We start from the raw sequence: 16,473 nt of genomic DNA on the forward strand, positions 1-16,473 counted from the left end.
CCGCCCCGCACCGGGCGGGGCGGCCCCTCCCCCATCACGAGAAGGAGATCCGCCATGCCGCTTCCCGGCGCCACCACCACCGAGGACCACACCTACTACGCCATGCCGAAGGCCGGCGGCGGGTTCGAGATCCGCCCGACCGTCCGGGGCGAAGCCCTGGTCACCCGGGCACGCGGCAAGCGCCTGTCCTCCCGGGGCGCGAAGTGGCGCGCCGAAGCACCCAAGTGGTGCCCCACCGACGAGGGTTGGTGGCACAACCTGTACGTCACCCTCGGCAGCAACCCGCGGGAGTACTTCGCCGGACAGGCGTGGCGCGGCACCGTCGTGGAGACGATCTCCGGCCGGGCCTACGACGACACCTACGGGTTCTGGCTCCGACAGGACCTGTTCCCGGTCGCCGAGATCGCGTCGTGCCGTTGCCGCTACTCCGGCCGACGCTGCCATGGGTGCGGGCACGACCTGGACGACCCGGCCTTCCGCGCGGCCGAGGACGCGCTGCAGCGCTCCCTGTACGGGCCCGACTCGGCCGGCTGACCACGGCACTCCCCGGGGCCGCGCCTGCCGGTGCGGCCCCGGGAGTGCGGGGGATTCAACGGGCCGAGGACCGAGTCCGCCAAGGGCGCCGTTCTGCGCAGCCGCCGAGCCGGAGCACCGCGGCAGGCGGATGCGGCGGGCGGTCGCTGCGGCCGGATTCCCCGACCTGCCCCAACGGAAGCGATCACCCCAGCTTGCCGATAGTGGCTAAGTGCGCTACTATTGTTCATGTCGGAAGGGGGTGGCACCCCGGACGGCTCGACCCGAACACTCCGAGCAAGGAGCAGCATGCCCACCAGCGCCAGCACCCCGATGACCCCCGCCCAGCGCGGGGCGGCCGTCCGCCCGAACGGCACCGCCACGATGCGGCTGCGGGACCTGCGCCCCGGCGACGTCAAGTTGGCCCGGGGCGGGGAGGAGTCCGTCGTCCTGACCATCGAGCACCTGGGTCGGGGTGAGTACGTCTGGACGTCCCGGGTGGTGCGCCCCTCGGTCGAGGCCGGTTCGTACCACGCGGCCCTGTACTGGGAGTTCCCGTTCACCCTCCGCGAGCACGGGCACACGGTGTTCGATGTGGCCGCCGACCGCCACGTCGACCCGGCGAGCCTGCCGCCGAGCCCCTACCCGGACGAGCGCGGCATCCCCACGCTGTTCAACGTCGGAGACGTGGTCCGCCACGGCCACGTGGAGTGGACCCGGGAGCCGCAGGGCTGGTTCAACCACGTGCGCACCCGGTTCACCGAGCCGACCGGCGACGCCGCCATCACCCGCCTGTTCCGCGACCCGTCCTTCCTGCGGCTGGGCATCCCCGAGTACGTCCCCGCCCTTCCGCCGGGAACGTACGAACTGACCGCCGACAGCCCCGACGTGATCCACCTGTCGAAGGACACGGCGCACCTGTGCGCGTGGTCCGGACGGGTCGACGGGGTGTGGCGCGACCGGCACCTGGCCACGGCGTTCCGGCTCGACGTGAACCGCATCCACGTCCCGGTCTGCGACGAGCACGCCCCGCTGCTCACCGCCGACTAGCCCCGGCGCCGGGCGGTCCCTGCCACCGCCCGGCCCCCGGTCGCCGCCGCAAGCAACCGGCCCACCGACGGCGGCGGCACCCGAAACCATCACCAGGCCCGGCGGCCCGCTCGCCGCCGGGCCCGTATCCAGGAGGTAGACCCGTGGCAATCGAGATCCAGGCGGTCGGAGGCATCTCCGCCCAGCCGGCCGTCCCGCTGAGTGCGTTCACCGGATCGCTGATCAGCGAGTCCGAACACTTCCAGCTGCTCACACTCCCCGGAGCGGGTGAGGAGCGGCACGTCGTCGCCGGCGTCCAGGCGAGCGCCGGGGCCGTCGGCGCGCCCGCGTTCGTCGAGGAGCTCGCCGAGTTCTTCGAGATCTGCCGACAGGCCCGGCCCGGGGTCGCGTTCCACTCCTCCCTGGTGGCCGCCGCCCTGGACGGCACCGACCCGGTGCGCGTCGCCGTCACCCGCACCGGCTTCACGTGGGAGCCGGACGAACGGACCGTCGCCAAGGCCGCGGCCGGAGTGCCCGACGGGGACGACCCCGACCAGCCGTACATCCCGATGCCGATCCCGGCGGCGCTCGCCGGGCAGGCTGGCCCGGACGGGCGCACCCCGCTGTGGTGCACCGTCCACGCCCCCAGCCCGAAGGGCCGGTGGCAGGTGGTGCTCAACGGCACCATCGTCCAGAACCTGCACGACACCGCGCTCCGGGCCGCCGCCGAGCACGGCCACTCCCGGATCATCGTCGACATGACCAAGGAGGTCCTGGCGACCTACCGGCAGCCGGAGCCGGCGGTCACCGCGCTGGAGGCCATCGCCGCGGCGCAGCGCCGCACCGACCGGTGGGTCGCGTTGACCGAGATGGACGATCCGGGCGCGGACCACCAGGACGCGCTGTCGGAGGGGTTCCGGCTGGCGGAGCACGCGGCGCAGTACGCCGAGCGGGCAGTGGCCGCCCTGGACCCGCTCCCGGCGGACGTCCGGCGCGCGTGGTGGTCCGCCGACTTCCTGGCGCACCTGTACGGCTGACCGTCCGGCAGCGGGGGCCGCTCCGTACGGTGCGGGATTCCACTCGCCAATAGTGGCTAGAGCTGCTACTATTGTTCATGTCGGGAAGGCGAGTCCCCGACACCGCGGACCGGGCGCCCGCCCTCCCCTCCGGGCGCCCGTCCGTGGCACCGCCGGGCGCGGCCCTCCCCTCCCCCCCTCGGCCCCCGGCGGCGCCACGGAACCCACACCCCTGGCGCACCGCGCCACCACCACGACCGAAGGAGCTCCTGTGCTGGACACCGCCACCGCCGTCCCGGCCGCGCCGAAGGCCCCGGCCAAGGTCCGCGCCGTCGTCGCCTACGCCCACCGGCACGGGTGGGACGCCGAAGCGCAGTGGTCCCCCGCCGAGGAGGGCAACACCGGCGACGGGTGGGTGGTGCTGCTCGGCGCGGACGCGGCACGCGGGCGGTGCGAGTTCCGGCTGGTGTGGCGCTACCGGGGCGCGACCCTGAAGTACGAGCGGTACTTCGCCACCGGCCGCGCTCCGGGCCTGTGGCCCAACGGGCCGACCCTGGTGTTCGTGCACTGGGTGGTGCGCAACAACCCGATCCCAGGCCCCGGCACCGACCCGGTGTGGCGCTGGCGCGAGGAGGACGCCCTGCCGCCGACCGCAGACGAGCTGAACGACGCCATGCTGCGCCAGGCCCGGCGCGACGCCGACCAGTCGTGGCTGCCCCAGACCGTGTTCGCCTCCCAGTACATCGGCAGGAAGTTCCTGGGCGTGGACTGCCTGCTCACCAACGCCGCGATGGCCCCGGAGGGGTACCGGCCCGAAGACGCGCACCCCGACGCCGCGCCGCTGCTGACCGTCCTCCCCTCCTTCTACTTCCGCACCGTCCCGATGGGATGAGGACCGCGGCCGGAGCGGCCACCGCTCCGGCCGGCCCCGGCAGCCGATCCGTTCAGCGCCCCTGCGAAGCCCAGGAGTTCAACCATGCCCACCAGCGGCTCCCCGTTCGTCGTCGCCAGCACCGTCCACGTGGTCCCCGCCTTCGACCCGGCCGGACGCGCCTTCTCCGTCTCGGTCGTGATCACCGGGCAGGAGGCATCCGTCCTGGACGGCGCACCGTGGTCCCTCGACCACCCGGACGACGCCGTGGACCAGGTCGACGGGTTCCTGCTCGATGCGGGATTGGGCGGTCTGACCGGCCGGCAGATGCACCTGCTGAAGCGCGAGCTGATCATCCTTCGGGGCGGGCGCGACGCCGCCGCGATGGCCCAGGCCGAGGCGCAGCAGCCCGGCTGCCTCCGTCTGTTCTGATCGCCGCGCGACCGGGCACCGGCGCCGCCGACGGGACAGCCCGGCGGTCCACCCGGAACCGTCCGCCGTTCCCGCCCCACAGCGGAGACCGCCCAGCTTGCAATGGTGACTAAGCATGCTACTATTGTTCATGTCGGAAGGGGTGGCACCCCGGACGGCTCGACCCGAACACCCCGAGCAAGGGAGCAGCATGACGACGCCCCGCACCACCATCATCGACGGCCGGCCCTCGGTGACCATCCCGGCCCGAATCCTCACGCCCACGCTGGACGTGCACGTCGACGGCGAGTGGCGACACCTGTACTCCGCCAGCACCTCCACCCACTACGGCACCACGCAGATCATCTGGGACGGCCCCGGGCCCTACACCGATCGGCTGCGCCCGACCGAGGCCCACCACCGGTACGTCGTCGCCGTCCCCGACCTCTCGGACCTGCCGCCCGAGACGCCCGAACTGGCCGCGCTCGACCGCCACCTGTCGAACCCGCGCGTATGGCACGGCGGACCGGGCCTCACCTGGGAGCAGATCGACGTCGCGGCGCAGTGGCTGGCGGCCCGGCAGCCGGCCACCCCGTGGGCCGACTTGCAGTACTACCGGAACCTTCCCGCCACCGACCTTGCCGCGAACTACCACCACGGCCGCCGCTGCACGGCGGCACGGCGGACGGTGGCGATGCTCGCGGAGTGATCGCGGCAGTCGAAGCAGCTCGACAATAGTGATTGCCACTGCTACTATTGTTCATGTCGGCCGGGGGTGGCACCCCGGCCGACTCGACCCGAACATCCCGAGCAAGGAGCAGACGTGACCGAGGCGGACTTCTTCCAGGCAGGCCACACCTACATCCAGACCTTCCCGGACAGCCAGCTGGTGCGGTTCTTCCAGTGCGCCGCCGTGGCCGCCCACCCCCGCACCGGGGAGCCCCGGGCGTTCGGCTTCGAGGGCGCCGCGACGCCCGGCCAGGACTGGCGCTCCACCTGCGACACGGTCGCCTACCGCCCCAGCCACTGGGACGGACAGTGGGTCTGCGTCGGCAGCACGTCCGCACCGGCGCCGGTCGCCGCAGCACCGGTCGCCGACGTCGTGGCGCTGCGCCCGGCGGCCGAGGTGATCCCCGACGGCTCCCTGGTCACATATCACGGCAGCGTCAGGGGGTGGCGCGGCGTCTACCGCGCGTACATCTGCAAGGTCGAGAAGTGCTGCGCCGACTACGACGGGCCCGACCCGCGCTACCGGCTCCACAGCCTCGCCACGAACAAGCCGCTGAAGTGCTGTGTGCGCCGCGTTTCCATCACCAAGGGCCGTCGAATCCACCCGTGACCGCGCTTCGGGCCGCGCACGCCGCCCGCCCCACCCCCTGACCGCTCAACACCCCAGCCCCCGCCCGCCCGGCGGCCCCGTGCCGCCGGGCGGGCACCACCCCGAAGGAATCAACCGATGAGCACCCAGACCACCGACGCCGGCACCACCACAGCCGACGTGCTGCCCGACCCCCGGCAGATGCAGGACCAGGAGCTGGCCGCCGCGCTGGCCGAGCTGCACCAGAGACTGCGCGGCCCCCTCCCCCGGGCCGAGCGCGCCGAGCTGGGCAACCGCAACCGCGCCCTGACCGAAGAGTCCAACCGCCGTGCCCGCGAGCTCCGCGAGGCCGTCCGGGCGCAGCAGGACGAGCAGGAGCGGCAGGCCCGCCAGGAGCGGACGACGCTGGGCCGGCTGAACGAGCACGGCCGCTACCCGGTGGAGGTCGACGGCCGCCTGCGGGGGTACGTGTTCAAGCAGGGCCGGTCCTCCTGGTACCTGCACCTGGACGGGGAGGACAAGGAGCAGGAGGGCGGGGAGCGCCGGAGGCTGGACGCGGTCGACCGCCTGGTGCGCGTTGTCGACTTCCGCGAAGAGCAGGAGCGGGCGCGGCAGCCGCTGCGGGCCGTCCCGGCGGGCTGGCGGCTGGACGAGGGGGAGTCGGCCCTGTCGGTGGGCGAGGTGGTCCGCTACGAGTACGAGGGTCGCGGCGGGTGGAGCGAGCCCCTGCGGGTCGTGGCCCGCGTCGAGGAGCCGCCGCCGTACGGAATCCGGTTCCGGCTGGAGCCGCTGGACGGCCGCGGGCCCGGCTGGTCGCTGCCAGGCGCGAAGCTGCCCAGGGTGGTGCGGCCGGAGGAGGAGACGGCCGCGGCGTTCCCGCCGGTGCCGTTCTCCCACCGCGACCCCGCCGAGCACGAGGCGCGCCGGCTGCTCGGCGGAGAGGTCGGCGACGAACTGTCCGGCCTGTCCAAGAGGCCCGAGGCCCGGGAGCGGGCGCAGCGGGCCCTGAAGATCCTGGCCACGGTGGAGAAGGGGCGCAGCTCGAACCCGGCCGCCGCGATGCTCGCTGTCGCGATCGAGGCCGAGGCGATCGAGAAGGCAGTGCGGCAGGCGACCGACTGGTGGTACGACGCGAGGTCGGCGCGGGCCGCGCTGCTGGTCTCGGAGCGTGCGGCCCTGCGGTTCGAGCAGGGCGGCGGGCGGCTGACCGCCCCGGCCGGAACGGATCTTTCACAGCTCCCCAAATGATGGTTACCTCTGCTATAGTTATCAATGTCGGGGGCGGGAATGGCCCGCCCCCGCCGATCGGAGGTTGCACCGTGGATCTTGAGACCGCGATCGAGGGGGCCGCGCTCTGGCAGGTGCGGGCGGACGAGCACTACGAGCGGGCCGCCGTCCTGAACAAGGGCCCGGAGACGGCCCTCCAGGCCGCCACCGAGACACCGGCCACACCGCTCCGGCCGCACCGGCCGAGGGAGCCACCACCCCCCGGCCGAAGAGCCGGGTCCGGGGCGTGATCACGCTCCGGCCGTCGGCCACCGACCGCTGACGCACGCATCTCCCGCCGGGCGGCGGTGGCACGCCGCCCGGCTCAACCCGGACCCGAAGGACGTTCTCCGTGACCACCATCGACACCACGACCTCCACCCCCTACCGGACCGACACCGCCGCGACCGCGCGCCGCCTGGTCGCCGCCGCCCTGGCCGGCTTCGGCCTGACCGAGACCGCACTCAACCGCCAGTGCCCCGAGCAGGGGCGGCGGCGCGGCTACCTGGCCACCGGCGACGCGGCGGCGGTCACCGTCACTATGCACCCGCTGCCGATGACCGCCCGCGAGTGCCGCACCGTGGTGCGCGCCCTGCTCCGGCACCCGTGGGAGCTCACCATCGCGGCCGACCTGCGGTCGGTCACCGTCCGGCCGGGCCGGTTCGACTGGCGCGGCCCGCTGGACAGCCCGCTGCTCGGCGAGCCCGTCCAGGCCGGGGCCGCCGACGCCGACCACGCCGTCGGTTACGAGCGCGCGACCCTGGCCAAGCACGGGTCGACCGAGCCCGTCACCTACTCCGCCGCCCGGGCCCGGCACGAAATCGCCTTCCTGGTGGAGCACTCCGGCGGCCGGGTCGAGAAGTGGCCGAACGGCATGCTCCTGGTCACCTCCCAGGGCGAGGGCTGGCGCGACCGCTGGACGTCCTACTGGCCCGCCGGGTGGTACAACGCCGTTCCGCTGTGCCGCACCTGCGAGCACGCCCCGGCCGAGCACCGGCCGTACAAGCCGTTCAAGGCACCGGGGGCCTGCGCCGAGTACGTGCGCGGCCAGGAGCCCGAGGTCGAGCGCCCCCGCTGGGCCCACCGCACCCGCTGACCGCCCCGGGGTCCGCGCAGCACCGCGCGGGCCCCGCCACCAACGACCGCCGGCCGCGCGCCGGCCCGAGGAGGACGACCATGCTGTTCCCCGACGAACTCCGTGATGCGGCGCACCGCGGCGCCACGTTCTACCCGCATCAGCCCGGCGACGCCGACGGGCCGCCCGCCGGCGAAGTCGTCGGCGTGATGGTCCACTTCTACCTCCACCGGGAGGACGGCCACGTGCGGATCTCGATCGACACCGACCAGGCGGACCCCGACCTGTTCGGCCCGGACGCCGATGCGCCGGTGCACATCACGCTGAACGGGCAGACGGTGCACTGCACCACCGCGACCGACGACGGCCGGGAGTGGGGAGTGGCCGGCCCGGACGGCCGGATCGGCAATCTCTCGCGATGGCCGAGCAGGGCCGCGGCGGACAACACCGCCCGCACGCGCGGCACCCTGCTGGTGGTCCGCGACGAGGGGTCGCAGCAGTGGTTCGTCGAAGCCGACTACCGGCCCGTCGGCCCGGTTCAGGAAGGTGTTCACCACACCTCCAAATAGTGGCTAAGTCTGCTATAATTATTAATGTCGGATCGGGGTGGCGCCCGGTCCCGTCTCAACCCGTACCCGAGATCGGAGCCGACATGGCGCAGCACACGGTCACCCCCTCCCCAGGCTTCCTGGAGCTGGTCCCCTTCGAGCCGCCCGCCCGCGTCTGGCTGGCCGGCGGTGGGCGGGCCGAGTTCGTGGTGGAGGCCGACTGCTGGCCCGGCTGGGGCGGAACCATCCGCCCGGCGGGCGCCGCGCAGCGGCGCGAGGACGGAGAGCCCCTGGAGCTGCGCGGGGGGTTCCGGACGGACCAGGTGCTGTGCTTCGCCCCTGCCGACGGCGTCGCGCCGCTGCGCCGGGCCGTGGAGCGGATCGGCCTGCGGGCCGGGTTCGATGTCGAGTCGTTCGCCGTCCGGTCCCAGGTGACCGAGGGGGAGCCGGGGCAGGAGCGCCACGCCCTGGTGGCCGCCGTCCGCGCGGTGCGCCACCTCCAGGACCCGGCCGCCGCACCGCTGACCGACGTGGTCCACCAGGGCGGGGCCCGGAACGACTCCGGTGTCGTGCTGGAGTACCGGCGCTTCGCGTCCGGCGACTGGTCCGCGCTGGTGCGCTGGGACGACGGCACGGAGAGCGTGGACGACATCCGCACGCTGATGGTGACCGGGCAGACGCGGATGCCACTGTCCCTGGAACCGGGGCGCGCGGTACCGAGGTAGCACCGGCGGGCCGAACGAGGGCATACGAGCGGCGGCCGTCCACCCGGGGGTGGGCCCGCCGACCGCCGTCCGAAGACGGCACCCGGGCGGGCAGCTTGGCATGCCTCGACCGCCGATCGCTCAACCCGAACCATCCGGAGCCGCCGGCGGGAGCAGAGCTCAACCGCGGCACACGAAGGATTCGTTGCCGTCAGCATAGCGGACCCAAGCACCACAGCGCCCCACCGCTGCACCCCGGACAGGACGGCAGGCCCGGTCGCCGACGCCGTCACCGAATCTCCGGCCCGCCACTCCGAGCGGGCCGGCCACCCAACGAGAAGGAGCCCCTCATGGGCGAGATCAGCCTTGCCGAGTTCAAGCGCCGCGCCGCGGCCTGCGCCACCTTCGAGGTCGTCAACCATCTGCACCCCCACCGCACCGGCCCCCGCACCGTCGTGGAGATCAACCCCAAGCGCATCCGGTCCCAGCGCGAGGGCGACACCGCGAGGACCTGGACGGAGTGGCCGAAGGCCGGCCTGTGCCGGATCGAGGGGAACAGCATCACCTTCCTCGGCGACATGTTCACCTTCACCTTCCCTTTCCCGGACGGGGAGAGCGCCGTCCGCCAGCCGCCGACCGAGGATGCCTGCCAGAAGTGCGGCGGTGTGGACTTCCTCGCCCGGGCGTCCGAGCTGGCCGGCGCGCCCGCGCTGTGCACGGGCTGCCACGAGAAGATCGGAACCGCGCAGGCCGCGGACGGGCACCAGTGCGTCGACGGCTGCCCGCGGCCCGTCGACCACTCCGGCCTGTGCCTGCCGTGAACCGGCCCGGTGCCGCCGACCGAGGGTCGACCCCCGAAGGGATGCGGGCATCGGCGCCCGCGCCGTCCTGGCAGTCGTTCCCGGAGCTACGCGAGGAGCAGGTGGCCCTGCACGTGGACGGGGAGGTGATCGGCTTCGCCAACGCGATCGACTGCGAGGACGAGGTGTGGATCGCGGAGATCGCCGTTCACCCGGGCTACCAGGGCCGGGGGCTGGGGACGCTGCTGCTCGCCTCCGTGCTGGCCCGCTACAGCGGGCGCGACGTCGCACTGTCCTGCGATCCGTTCGCCCCGTCGGGGAACGGATGGCCGCCTTCGACCGGACTCCCGGTCGAAGCCCTGGCCGCCTGGTACTCCCGCCACGGCTTCCGGGCCGGCGCCGAGCAGCGCATGCTGCGCACCGCAGCGGCGATCGACCGGAAGGGTGTCCGCACACCCTCCGATGATGGCTAGTTGTGCTATTATTGTTGATGTCGCCCGGGGTTGGCCCCCCGGGCGACTCAACCCGTACTTCCGAGGAGCACCCTTGTCCGTCGTCGACGCACCCGCGGTCACCGAGCAGACCGGTCCCACGTTCTATCTGGGCGCACCGCCTCACTGGGCCAGGGACTCCCGGGTTCCGCTGATGGTCTCGGCGAACGCGCTGCGGCGCTACCGCAGCAGGGGCGAGCGCTTCCCGTCCGCGCGGTGCCGCTGGGCGTTGGACAGCGCCGGCTTCTCCCAGATCTCCGACCACGGCGAGTTCCTGCTCGACCCGGACGAGTACGGCGGCATGGTCTACCGGCTGATGGACGAGTTCGGCGCGCCGCCCGACTTCGTGTCGGTGCAGGACTGGATGACCGAGCCGCAGATCCTCGCCCGCAGCGGCTTCAGTCTCCTTCAGCACCAGCAGTTCACGGTGGAGTCCTACCTCTACCTGGCCCGGGAGTACGAGCACGCGCCGTGGATTCCGATCCTCCAGGGGCAGTCGCTGGAGGACTACCTGCGGCACGCCGACATGTTCGAGGAAGCCGGCGTCGACCTCACGGCGGCGTTCCTGGTCGGGGTCGGTTCGGTCTGCCGACGCCAGGGCACCGTGGCGACCGGCCACATCCTGGCGACGCTGGCCGGGCGCGGGTACGCACTGCACGGCTTCGGGATCAAGACCGAAGGGCTCCGCCGGTACGGGCACCACCTGTGCAGCGCCGACTCCTACGCCTGGTCGATGGGCGCGCGTCGCCGCACCGTCCGGCACGCCGACTGCGTCCACACGGCCCCCGACTGCCGCAACTGCCGTCGTTACGCGCTGAGTTGGCGATCCGATGTCGAGGCCGCACTGAAGGCGCCGAAGCAGCTCGCCCTGACCTTCTGAGCCGTGTACTCGCTTCCACCCGCCCGGGCGGGAGCGAGAGCTCGGCGTCCGGAACGGTGGCCGCGTCGGCTATTTTTGCTCTGGTCCGACCCGGCCGCCGGTCCGCACTTCAGCTCTTCCGCCCCGGCCACCGCCGCAGCGGCCAGCACTCGAGAACGGGACAACTCGGCATGGACCTCCCCCTTGCCCATCTGCTGACGACGGCGGCTTCGCTGCTGAGGGCCCCCTGCCCCCGGTGGAGGTGAGCATCACCCTCCCCGAGGGCGCCATCCAGATCGGCACCCCGAGCACCGTCCCGATGACCGACCGAATGGCCATGGTCGACACGATGGCCGGCCTCCTCACCGACGTGACGACCCGCCTCGACATGATGAGCCGCACCGGGCAGGACTACGGCCACCACGCACAGGGCACGGTCGGCGGGGTGCCGGTCATCGCCCTGGCGGTCGCCACCGCGTGGGACCGTTCAGCGCCTTCCGGGAGGACCACCACGACCGAAGACACGGCGCTCGCTCTGGAGGCCATCGCCCCGTGGGCCGCCGGCCTGGACCCGCGCGGAGTGGGCGACCTCACGGTGACCGAGACCCCCGACGGCATCCGCGTGCTGCTGGCCCTGCTCGCCGAGGGGGACGACGACCGGCGTGCCGCCGTCGCCGCCGCCGTCGAGGGCCTTCCCGCCGAGACCGCCGCCCACGGCCGGCGCGCGCAGGCCCTGCTGCCGAGCGGACACCGGCTGAAGGTCTTCACCCACTAGCGCGGGCGCAGCGGACACCGGGCGCGGCGCCGGCGTCGAGCGGAACCGGCGCCGTTGGACGCCGCGCGGGCTCCGTCCGGGGTGGCCGGCGGCGCACCACCGCGGGGAAGCACCGCTCTATTCCGCTGCCCGGAACTTCCCGCAGCGAGTAGCGGTTGCCGCTTCGGGCTTCGACACCGAAGGAACCGACGTGCTCGACCTGTCCTGACCGGCCCAGCGGGAGCACCCCCGCTTGCAATGGTGGCTAAACATGCTATAGTTGTTCATGTCGGCGGGGGTGGCACCCCGGACCGGCTCAACCCGAACCTCCGAACCAAGGGGAGTCCCATGCCCGCGACCCTCACCGCCCACCTGATCGACAGGACGGCCCAGAGCAACGGCAACCACGAGCGCCTGGCCGCCCGCATGCTGGCCCCTGCGATGGCGCTGATCAGCACCCACGCCGGTGCCGACGCCCCGCTGTGGCACCGCACCGACTTCTGCGACCGGGAGAGCGGCATCGGCGGCCAGTGGACCGTGGCCGCCAACGATTTGCGCGGGCACGAGGTGGAGCTGACCAACCTTCCGCTCCCCGTCGCGGTCCAGGTGCTCAACGAGCTGCGCAAGACCGACCGTGGCCCGCAGGACCCGTTCAGCCTCAGCGACGCGCGCGGCTTCGACGGACTGGCCGCCCGCATCCTGGCCGAGAGCGTCCGGGGGCTGCGGCCCACCGGACGCGCCCCGTGGCCCGGCACCGAGCAGCACCGCACACCGGCCCGGTTCACGAGCGAGCTGACCCCGGTGTGGCACCAGGCCGCCGCCGTGGCGATCCGCCTCAGCGGGCCCGGCGCGGACGCCCGCGTCACCGTCACCGCGTCCAAGCTGACCGGTTTCGAGGCCCTGGCCCTCCTCGCCGCGCTCTCCCCCTCCGCCTGACCACCTCCCGGGGGCTGCCCCGCGCAGCCCCCGGGCCCCCTCCTCCCCGCTTCCACCAACCGAAGGAGCCCGTCATGGGTGACCGTTCGCCGCTGCAGGTCTTCGTCCACGCCGCCGACCCCGACCAGCACCCCGCCGTGCTGCAGACCCTCGCCGAGCACGGCCTGGACCTGGAGTACGAGTTCCCGGAAATCGCCGACGGCCAGCTCGCCCTCGGCATCAAGTACTTCGACGTCGAATCCGGCATCGACCCGGAGGACCTGCAGGCTGCGCTGATCGACGCCGCGCCCAGCGCCGTCTTCGAGCTCTGGATGGACCCCTTCCCGGCCGTGTACACCGGGCTCTACATCGGCCACGTGCCGGACATCGGCACCTACCGGGCCGAGTGCAACTCGGACGGAACCCCCCTGATGAGCGCCGCCGAGCTGGCCGACGCCCTGGCCGCCCTGCCCGAGGAGACCACCGTCGCACAGTGGCTGGCGGGCCCCGGCAACGAGCTGCTGGGAGTCGCGGTCCGGGCGCACCTCGGCCAGTACGAGCGCCGCACCGTCTAGCGGCCGACCGGCGTGCAGGTCCGATCGGGCCCGCACGCCACCACCGCACCGCCGGCCCCGGCAGCCGCCCCGCGAACTCCCAGGCCGCCGGCGGCCGGATGCGACGACCCTTCCGCGGGCCGAACCCGGCCTGCGACGACCCGCCACCGAGAGGACCACCGTGACCACCAAAGACGAGCTGGACGGCATGGGCACCGACGAGCTGCACGCCGCCCTGACCGAGGCCACCCGAGAACTGCCCGCGGACCACCCGGTCCGCGTGATCTGGGAGGAGCTCGACGAGATCCTGACCGCCGGCGGCGTCGAGTGCCTCCCCGCCCCCTGGGACAACCTCCCGCGCTGCCAGGGCCACCCGGTCGGCGAGGCCGAGAACTGCACCTGCTTCGACGCCCCCGGTAGTCCCACCTGGGCCTGAAAGCGGGGGTGTCCGGCCGAGGCCGGACACCCCCGTTCGCCCCGTCACTTCATCCTCCGAGGAGAGTTGTGTCCACCCCCCTTCGCATCGGACGCGCGCTGCGCTTCGCCGCCGGGCGGCTCGCCGCCCGCGTCCGGGCCGCCGACTGGCCGGCCGACATGCCCGCCGTCGCCCGCCGCCTGCTCTCCGAGCACATCGGGGCCGAGCCCCACCCCGACGACTACCCGGCACTGTGGCGGCGCCGGGCGGACGCCTGGTCCGCCTTCACCGGCGACGACGAGCACGACCAGGCCGAGGAGTTCACCGCGCGCCGGCTGGACCCGCTGCGCCTGATCGGCGACGTCCCCGAAGCCGTCCGCCACCTGGCGGCCGTCCTCTGGGAGCAGCCCGGCACCGACCCGGCCCGCTGGCGTCGCCGTATCCAGGCGTGGTCGGTTTTCGCCCACCCGCAGGACCAGGTGGCCGCTCTCTCGGAGGCCGCCCACCGCGCCGACCCGCCGCGGATGCCGATCGGGTGGCTCACCATCCACCCCGGCCGGCACTCGCCGTACGAGAAGGGGCACGTCCTGGCGCTGCTCAGCAGCGGCGGCAAGGACTCGTCGGTCATGAAGCACAAGGTGTGCACCGAGGCCGAGGCCGCGGGCGCCCTGCACAAGGCCGTGGTGATCTACAACTCCCTGGGCACGACGGACAGCGGCGAGCCGATCGAGTGGCCGGGCACCAAGGACCTGATCCACCGCCAGTCCGCCCGCTACGGCGTGCCGGTGATCGTGACCGAGCGCCCTCAGGGCGGGCTGTACCAGCAACTGCTCCAGGAACGCGGGAAGTTCCCTTCCAGCTCGGCACGCTGGTGCACTTCCGACCAGAAGACCTCCCAGGGGATGAAGGTCGTCACGGCCCTGGTAGACCAGCACCGCCGCGAGCACCCGGGTGAGCACGTCATCGTCTACTACTGCCTGGGGCTGCGCGCAGCGGAGTCCTCCGGCCGGGCCCGCAAGCCGGAGTTCATGATCGACCGGGCCGCGAGCAACAGCCGCCGCACGGTGATCCGCTGGAATCCGGTCCTCGAGTACAGCGACCGCGAGATCTGGGAGACGATCCGCGACCAGCGGATCGAATACCACTGGGCCTACGACCTTGGGGCTGGCAGGCTTAGCTGTCGCCTGTGTGTGCTGGCGACCGAGGGCGACTTGGTGCTCGCCGCCGGCCTCAGCCCGCGGCTCACCGACGACTACGTCGAAGCCGAGGAGACGACCGGCCACAGCTTCAAGCACGGCCTGTCGGTGGCGGACATCCGGGCGAAGTCCGGGCCGGCCCGCACCGGGCGTCGCGCGAAGCGCCGCCGGAGCTGGTACCGCCGGATGCCCGTGGGTCTGGCGATCCGCCGGAACCTGGCCGGGCCCGCCGAGCAGCAGGGGCCCACGGCCAGCTCCTGCTGTTCACCGCCTGACCCCCGGGGGCGGCGGATCGGAGCGGAGAGACACACTCGCTACGGGTGGCTAGATACGCTATAGTTGTTCATGTCGGATGGGGGTGGCGCCCCGGACCGGCTCAACCCGCACGCTCTGCGCGAAGGAGTCCCAGTGAACACCAGCACGTCCCCGGCGCACGCCCTCACCGCCCCGGTCGTCCGTCCGGACGTCCCGTCCGTCCGCCGCCTCCTGGACGAGAAGTGGAAGTTCGGCCAGTGGAGGATCGGCAAGGTCGCGAGCGGGACAACGCCCCGGTCGATGCCACCGTTCGCGTCGCCGGTTCCGCCCCGGCCGCAGCGCCCGGTGAGTCGACGGCCCTGCAGATCGGCCGGAACCTGGGGTGGCTGGAGGACGTCCGGCGCTTCCTGGTCGCCAACGGCTACGCCGTGCGCTACACCGAGGACCGGATCGCCCTGCTGCTGATCGACCCGTGGGTGGAGGCCGTGGTCGACGGCAAGGCCGTGCTGCGCGACCAGCCGGCCCCCGTGCCGGCGTCGGACCGCTCGCTCGACCAGGCCCCGATGCCGGTGCCCGCGGACCACCGCTGGATGCGGATGTTCTGGGAGGAGTGGTACGCGGGACTGAATGGCATCGGGAGCGCCGAGGACGTCCGCGACGCCATCGCGTACAGCGCGCAGCAGGACGTGCCCGCCGTCGTCGGCGGGGACGGCTCGATCTGGTTCGGCGCGACGCTCTACTCCCCGGAGCACACGGCCCCGCCGGTGAAGTGGGAGCGCTTCGCCGTTCCGTCGGAGTTCGCTCGGACGTACCCGTGGAACAGCACGGTCCGGGAGGACTGCGCGGCACCGGGGCCTGTTCACCGAGGAGTTCTACGAGAAGGCGGGTGCCGAGCCGTCCCGTTCTCGCCGGGTGGAGTGGTCGGCGGCCGTGGCGGCGGTGGAGAGCGCGCTGGAGATACCGCAGTGCCGTGTGGAGGGCAACGGCCGGGGCGCGGTCCGGGTGTGGCACCGGGGCGGCGGGCTGATGGTGCGCACGCCCGTCCCGGGAACCGAGTTCGCTGCGGCGCCCGGCACGCGCTTCCTCGACGCCCAGTCGGAGGCCGTCCAGGAGGCCGCGCGGGACCTGGTGGCGGCCGGGTTCACCGGAGCTGTCTGCGGAGACCGGGGCCCGGAGTCCGGCAAGGCTTCTACCTGGAGCCCGCGGGCGGGGACGGCGCGGTGCGGATCGTACTGGCGGTGGACGGGCGGATCATCGGCCTGCCCAACAGCGACGTCCTGACGGCGTGAGGGTCACGCTGGAGGACACCTGGCGGGTCACCCAGCAGTACGACTGCCTGGTGGCGGTCCGGCCCGCGACCGGACGCTAGGAGCACCCGGCGGGGTGGGCGGGCGGTCCGCTCGGCGGCCGGCCGCCGCTCCGGCCGGGACGCCGGCGCCCGGGCGTCCGCTTCGGCCGGCCACCGCGGCCGAGCGGCGGGCGG

21 protein-coding genes are annotated in these 16,473 nt (G+C 73.3%); all 21 read left to right on the forward strand.

The annotated features are described in order from the left end of the window. The first annotated feature begins 54 nt into the window (after positions 1 to 54). The 21 genes from ACIP82_RS24105 to ACIP82_RS24205 all read left to right on the forward strand — a co-directional run bounded on the left by ACIP82_RS24105 (position 55) and on the right by ACIP82_RS24205 (position 16,279). A complete protein-coding gene (locus ACIP82_RS24105) occupies positions 55 to 534 on the forward strand; it encodes a hypothetical protein (protein ID WP_400656027.1) in 480 nt (159 codons plus the stop codon). 288 nt (positions 535 to 822) lie between these two features. Beyond that, positions 823 to 1,563, forward strand: a complete 741-nt coding sequence (locus ACIP82_RS24110) for a hypothetical protein (protein WP_400656029.1) — start codon at positions 823 to 825, stop codon at positions 1,561 to 1,563. A gap of 143 nt (positions 1,564 to 1,706) precedes the next feature. Next, on the forward strand, positions 1,707 to 2,579 hold the full coding sequence (locus ACIP82_RS24115) for a hypothetical protein (protein WP_400656031.1): 873 nt from the start codon (positions 1,707 to 1,709) through the stop codon (positions 2,577 to 2,579). A 250-nt stretch (positions 2,580 to 2,829) separates the two neighbouring features. After that, positions 2,830 to 3,450, forward strand: coding sequence for a hypothetical protein (locus ACIP82_RS24120; RefSeq protein WP_400656033.1), 621 nt, complete (start codon positions 2,830 to 2,832; stop codon positions 3,448 to 3,450). A gap of 84 nt (positions 3,451 to 3,534) precedes the next feature. Then, the gene (locus ACIP82_RS24125) at positions 3,535 to 3,861 is read left to right on the forward strand and encodes a hypothetical protein (protein ID WP_400656035.1); all 327 of its coding nucleotides are present in this window, start codon (positions 3,535 to 3,537) and stop codon (positions 3,859 to 3,861) included. A 190-nt stretch (positions 3,862 to 4,051) separates the two neighbouring features. After that, the gene (locus tag ACIP82_RS24130; protein WP_400656037.1) at positions 4,052 to 4,549 is read left to right on the forward strand and encodes a hypothetical protein; all 498 of its coding nucleotides are present in this window, start codon (positions 4,052 to 4,054) and stop codon (positions 4,547 to 4,549) included. Positions 4,550 to 4,663: 114 nt separating this feature from the next. After that, the gene (locus ACIP82_RS24135) at positions 4,664 to 5,179 is read left to right on the forward strand and encodes a hypothetical protein (protein ID WP_400656040.1); all 516 of its coding nucleotides are present in this window, start codon (positions 4,664 to 4,666) and stop codon (positions 5,177 to 5,179) included. 117 nt (positions 5,180 to 5,296) lie between these two features. Beyond that, positions 5,297 to 6,406 carry a hypothetical protein gene (locus tag ACIP82_RS24140; protein WP_400656042.1) on the forward strand — a complete coding sequence of 370 codons (1,110 nt, stop codon included), beginning with the start codon at positions 5,297 to 5,299 and terminating at the stop codon, positions 6,404 to 6,406. Between the two features lie 71 nt (positions 6,407 to 6,477). Further along, complete coding sequence (locus ACIP82_RS24145) at positions 6,478 to 6,675, forward strand: hypothetical protein (protein WP_400656044.1); 198 nt, start codon at positions 6,478 to 6,480, stop codon at positions 6,673 to 6,675. 101 nt (positions 6,676 to 6,776) lie between these two features. After that, positions 6,777 to 7,520: a hypothetical protein gene (locus ACIP82_RS24150; RefSeq protein WP_400656046.1), complete on the forward strand. Its 744-nt coding sequence runs from the start codon at positions 6,777 to 6,779 to the stop codon at positions 7,518 to 7,520. 80 nt (positions 7,521 to 7,600) lie between these two features. Next, on the forward strand, positions 7,601 to 8,068 hold the full coding sequence (locus ACIP82_RS24155; protein ID WP_400656048.1) for a hypothetical protein: 468 nt from the start codon (positions 7,601 to 7,603) through the stop codon (positions 8,066 to 8,068). Between the two features lie 83 nt (positions 8,069 to 8,151). Beyond that, positions 8,152 to 8,772: a hypothetical protein gene (locus ACIP82_RS24160; protein ID WP_400656050.1), complete on the forward strand. Its 621-nt coding sequence runs from the start codon at positions 8,152 to 8,154 to the stop codon at positions 8,770 to 8,772. Between the two features lie 329 nt (positions 8,773 to 9,101). Next, positions 9,102 to 9,572, forward strand: a complete 471-nt coding sequence (locus tag ACIP82_RS24165; RefSeq protein WP_400656053.1) for a hypothetical protein — start codon at positions 9,102 to 9,104, stop codon at positions 9,570 to 9,572. A 41-nt stretch (positions 9,573 to 9,613) separates the two neighbouring features. Continuing rightward, positions 9,614 to 10,024, forward strand: coding sequence for a GNAT family N-acetyltransferase (locus ACIP82_RS24170; protein WP_400656055.1), 411 nt, complete (start codon positions 9,614 to 9,616; stop codon positions 10,022 to 10,024). Between the two features lie 73 nt (positions 10,025 to 10,097). Continuing rightward, positions 10,098 to 10,922, forward strand: a complete 825-nt coding sequence (locus tag ACIP82_RS24175) for a hypothetical protein (RefSeq protein WP_400656057.1) — start codon at positions 10,098 to 10,100, stop codon at positions 10,920 to 10,922. 241 nt (positions 10,923 to 11,163) lie between these two features. Next, positions 11,164 to 11,676, forward strand: a complete 513-nt coding sequence (locus ACIP82_RS24180) for a hypothetical protein (protein WP_400656059.1) — start codon at positions 11,164 to 11,166, stop codon at positions 11,674 to 11,676. A 327-nt stretch (positions 11,677 to 12,003) separates the two neighbouring features. Continuing rightward, complete coding sequence (locus tag ACIP82_RS24185) at positions 12,004 to 12,591, forward strand: hypothetical protein (protein ID WP_400656062.1); 588 nt, start codon at positions 12,004 to 12,006, stop codon at positions 12,589 to 12,591. Positions 12,592 to 12,665: 74 nt separating this feature from the next. Next, entirely contained in the window at positions 12,666 to 13,145 is a 480-nt protein-coding gene (locus ACIP82_RS24190) for a hypothetical protein (protein ID WP_400656064.1), read from the forward strand. Positions 13,146 to 13,305: 160 nt separating this feature from the next. Beyond that, positions 13,306 to 13,560: a hypothetical protein gene (locus ACIP82_RS24195; protein WP_400656066.1), complete on the forward strand. Its 255-nt coding sequence runs from the start codon at positions 13,306 to 13,308 to the stop codon at positions 13,558 to 13,560. A 68-nt stretch (positions 13,561 to 13,628) separates the two neighbouring features. After that, entirely contained in the window at positions 13,629 to 15,074 is a 1,446-nt protein-coding gene (locus tag ACIP82_RS24200) for a phosphoadenosine phosphosulfate reductase family protein (protein WP_400656068.1), read from the forward strand. 173 nt (positions 15,075 to 15,247) lie between these two features. Continuing rightward, entirely contained in the window at positions 15,248 to 16,279 is a 1,032-nt protein-coding gene (locus tag ACIP82_RS24205; RefSeq protein ID WP_400656070.1) for a hypothetical protein, read from the forward strand. Positions 16,280 to 16,473 lie beyond the last annotated feature (194 nt).

It is taken from the genome of Kitasatospora sp. NPDC088548 (assembly GCF_044753005.1).
Classification (GTDB): domain Bacteria; phylum Actinomycetota; class Actinomycetes; order Streptomycetales; family Streptomycetaceae; genus Kitasatospora.

Coding starts and splice junctions, on each gene's coding strand:
- ACIP82_RS24105 (WP_400656027.1), top strand. CDS start 55: ATGCCGCTTCCCGGCGCCACCACCACCGAGGACCACACCTACTACGCC.
- ACIP82_RS24110 (WP_400656029.1), top strand. CDS start 823: ATGCCCACCAGCGCCAGCACCCCGATGACCCCCGCCCAGCGCGGGGCG.
- ACIP82_RS24125 (WP_400656035.1), top strand. CDS start 3,535: ATGCCCACCAGCGGCTCCCCGTTCGTCGTCGCCAGCACCGTCCACGTG.
- ACIP82_RS24130 (WP_400656037.1), top strand. CDS start 4,052: ATGACGACGCCCCGCACCACCATCATCGACGGCCGGCCCTCGGTGACC.
- ACIP82_RS24140 (WP_400656042.1), top strand. CDS start 5,297: ATGAGCACCCAGACCACCGACGCCGGCACCACCACAGCCGACGTGCTG.
- ACIP82_RS24155 (WP_400656048.1), top strand. CDS start 7,601: ATGCTGTTCCCCGACGAACTCCGTGATGCGGCGCACCGCGGCGCCACG.
- ACIP82_RS24160 (WP_400656050.1), top strand. CDS start 8,152: ATGGCGCAGCACACGGTCACCCCCTCCCCAGGCTTCCTGGAGCTGGTC.
- ACIP82_RS24165 (WP_400656053.1), top strand. CDS start 9,102: ATGGGCGAGATCAGCCTTGCCGAGTTCAAGCGCCGCGCCGCGGCCTGC.
- ACIP82_RS24170 (WP_400656055.1), top strand. CDS start 9,614: ATGCGGGCATCGGCGCCCGCGCCGTCCTGGCAGTCGTTCCCGGAGCTA.
- ACIP82_RS24185 (WP_400656062.1), top strand. CDS start 12,004: ATGCCCGCGACCCTCACCGCCCACCTGATCGACAGGACGGCCCAGAGC.
- ACIP82_RS24190 (WP_400656064.1), top strand. CDS start 12,666: ATGGGTGACCGTTCGCCGCTGCAGGTCTTCGTCCACGCCGCCGACCCC.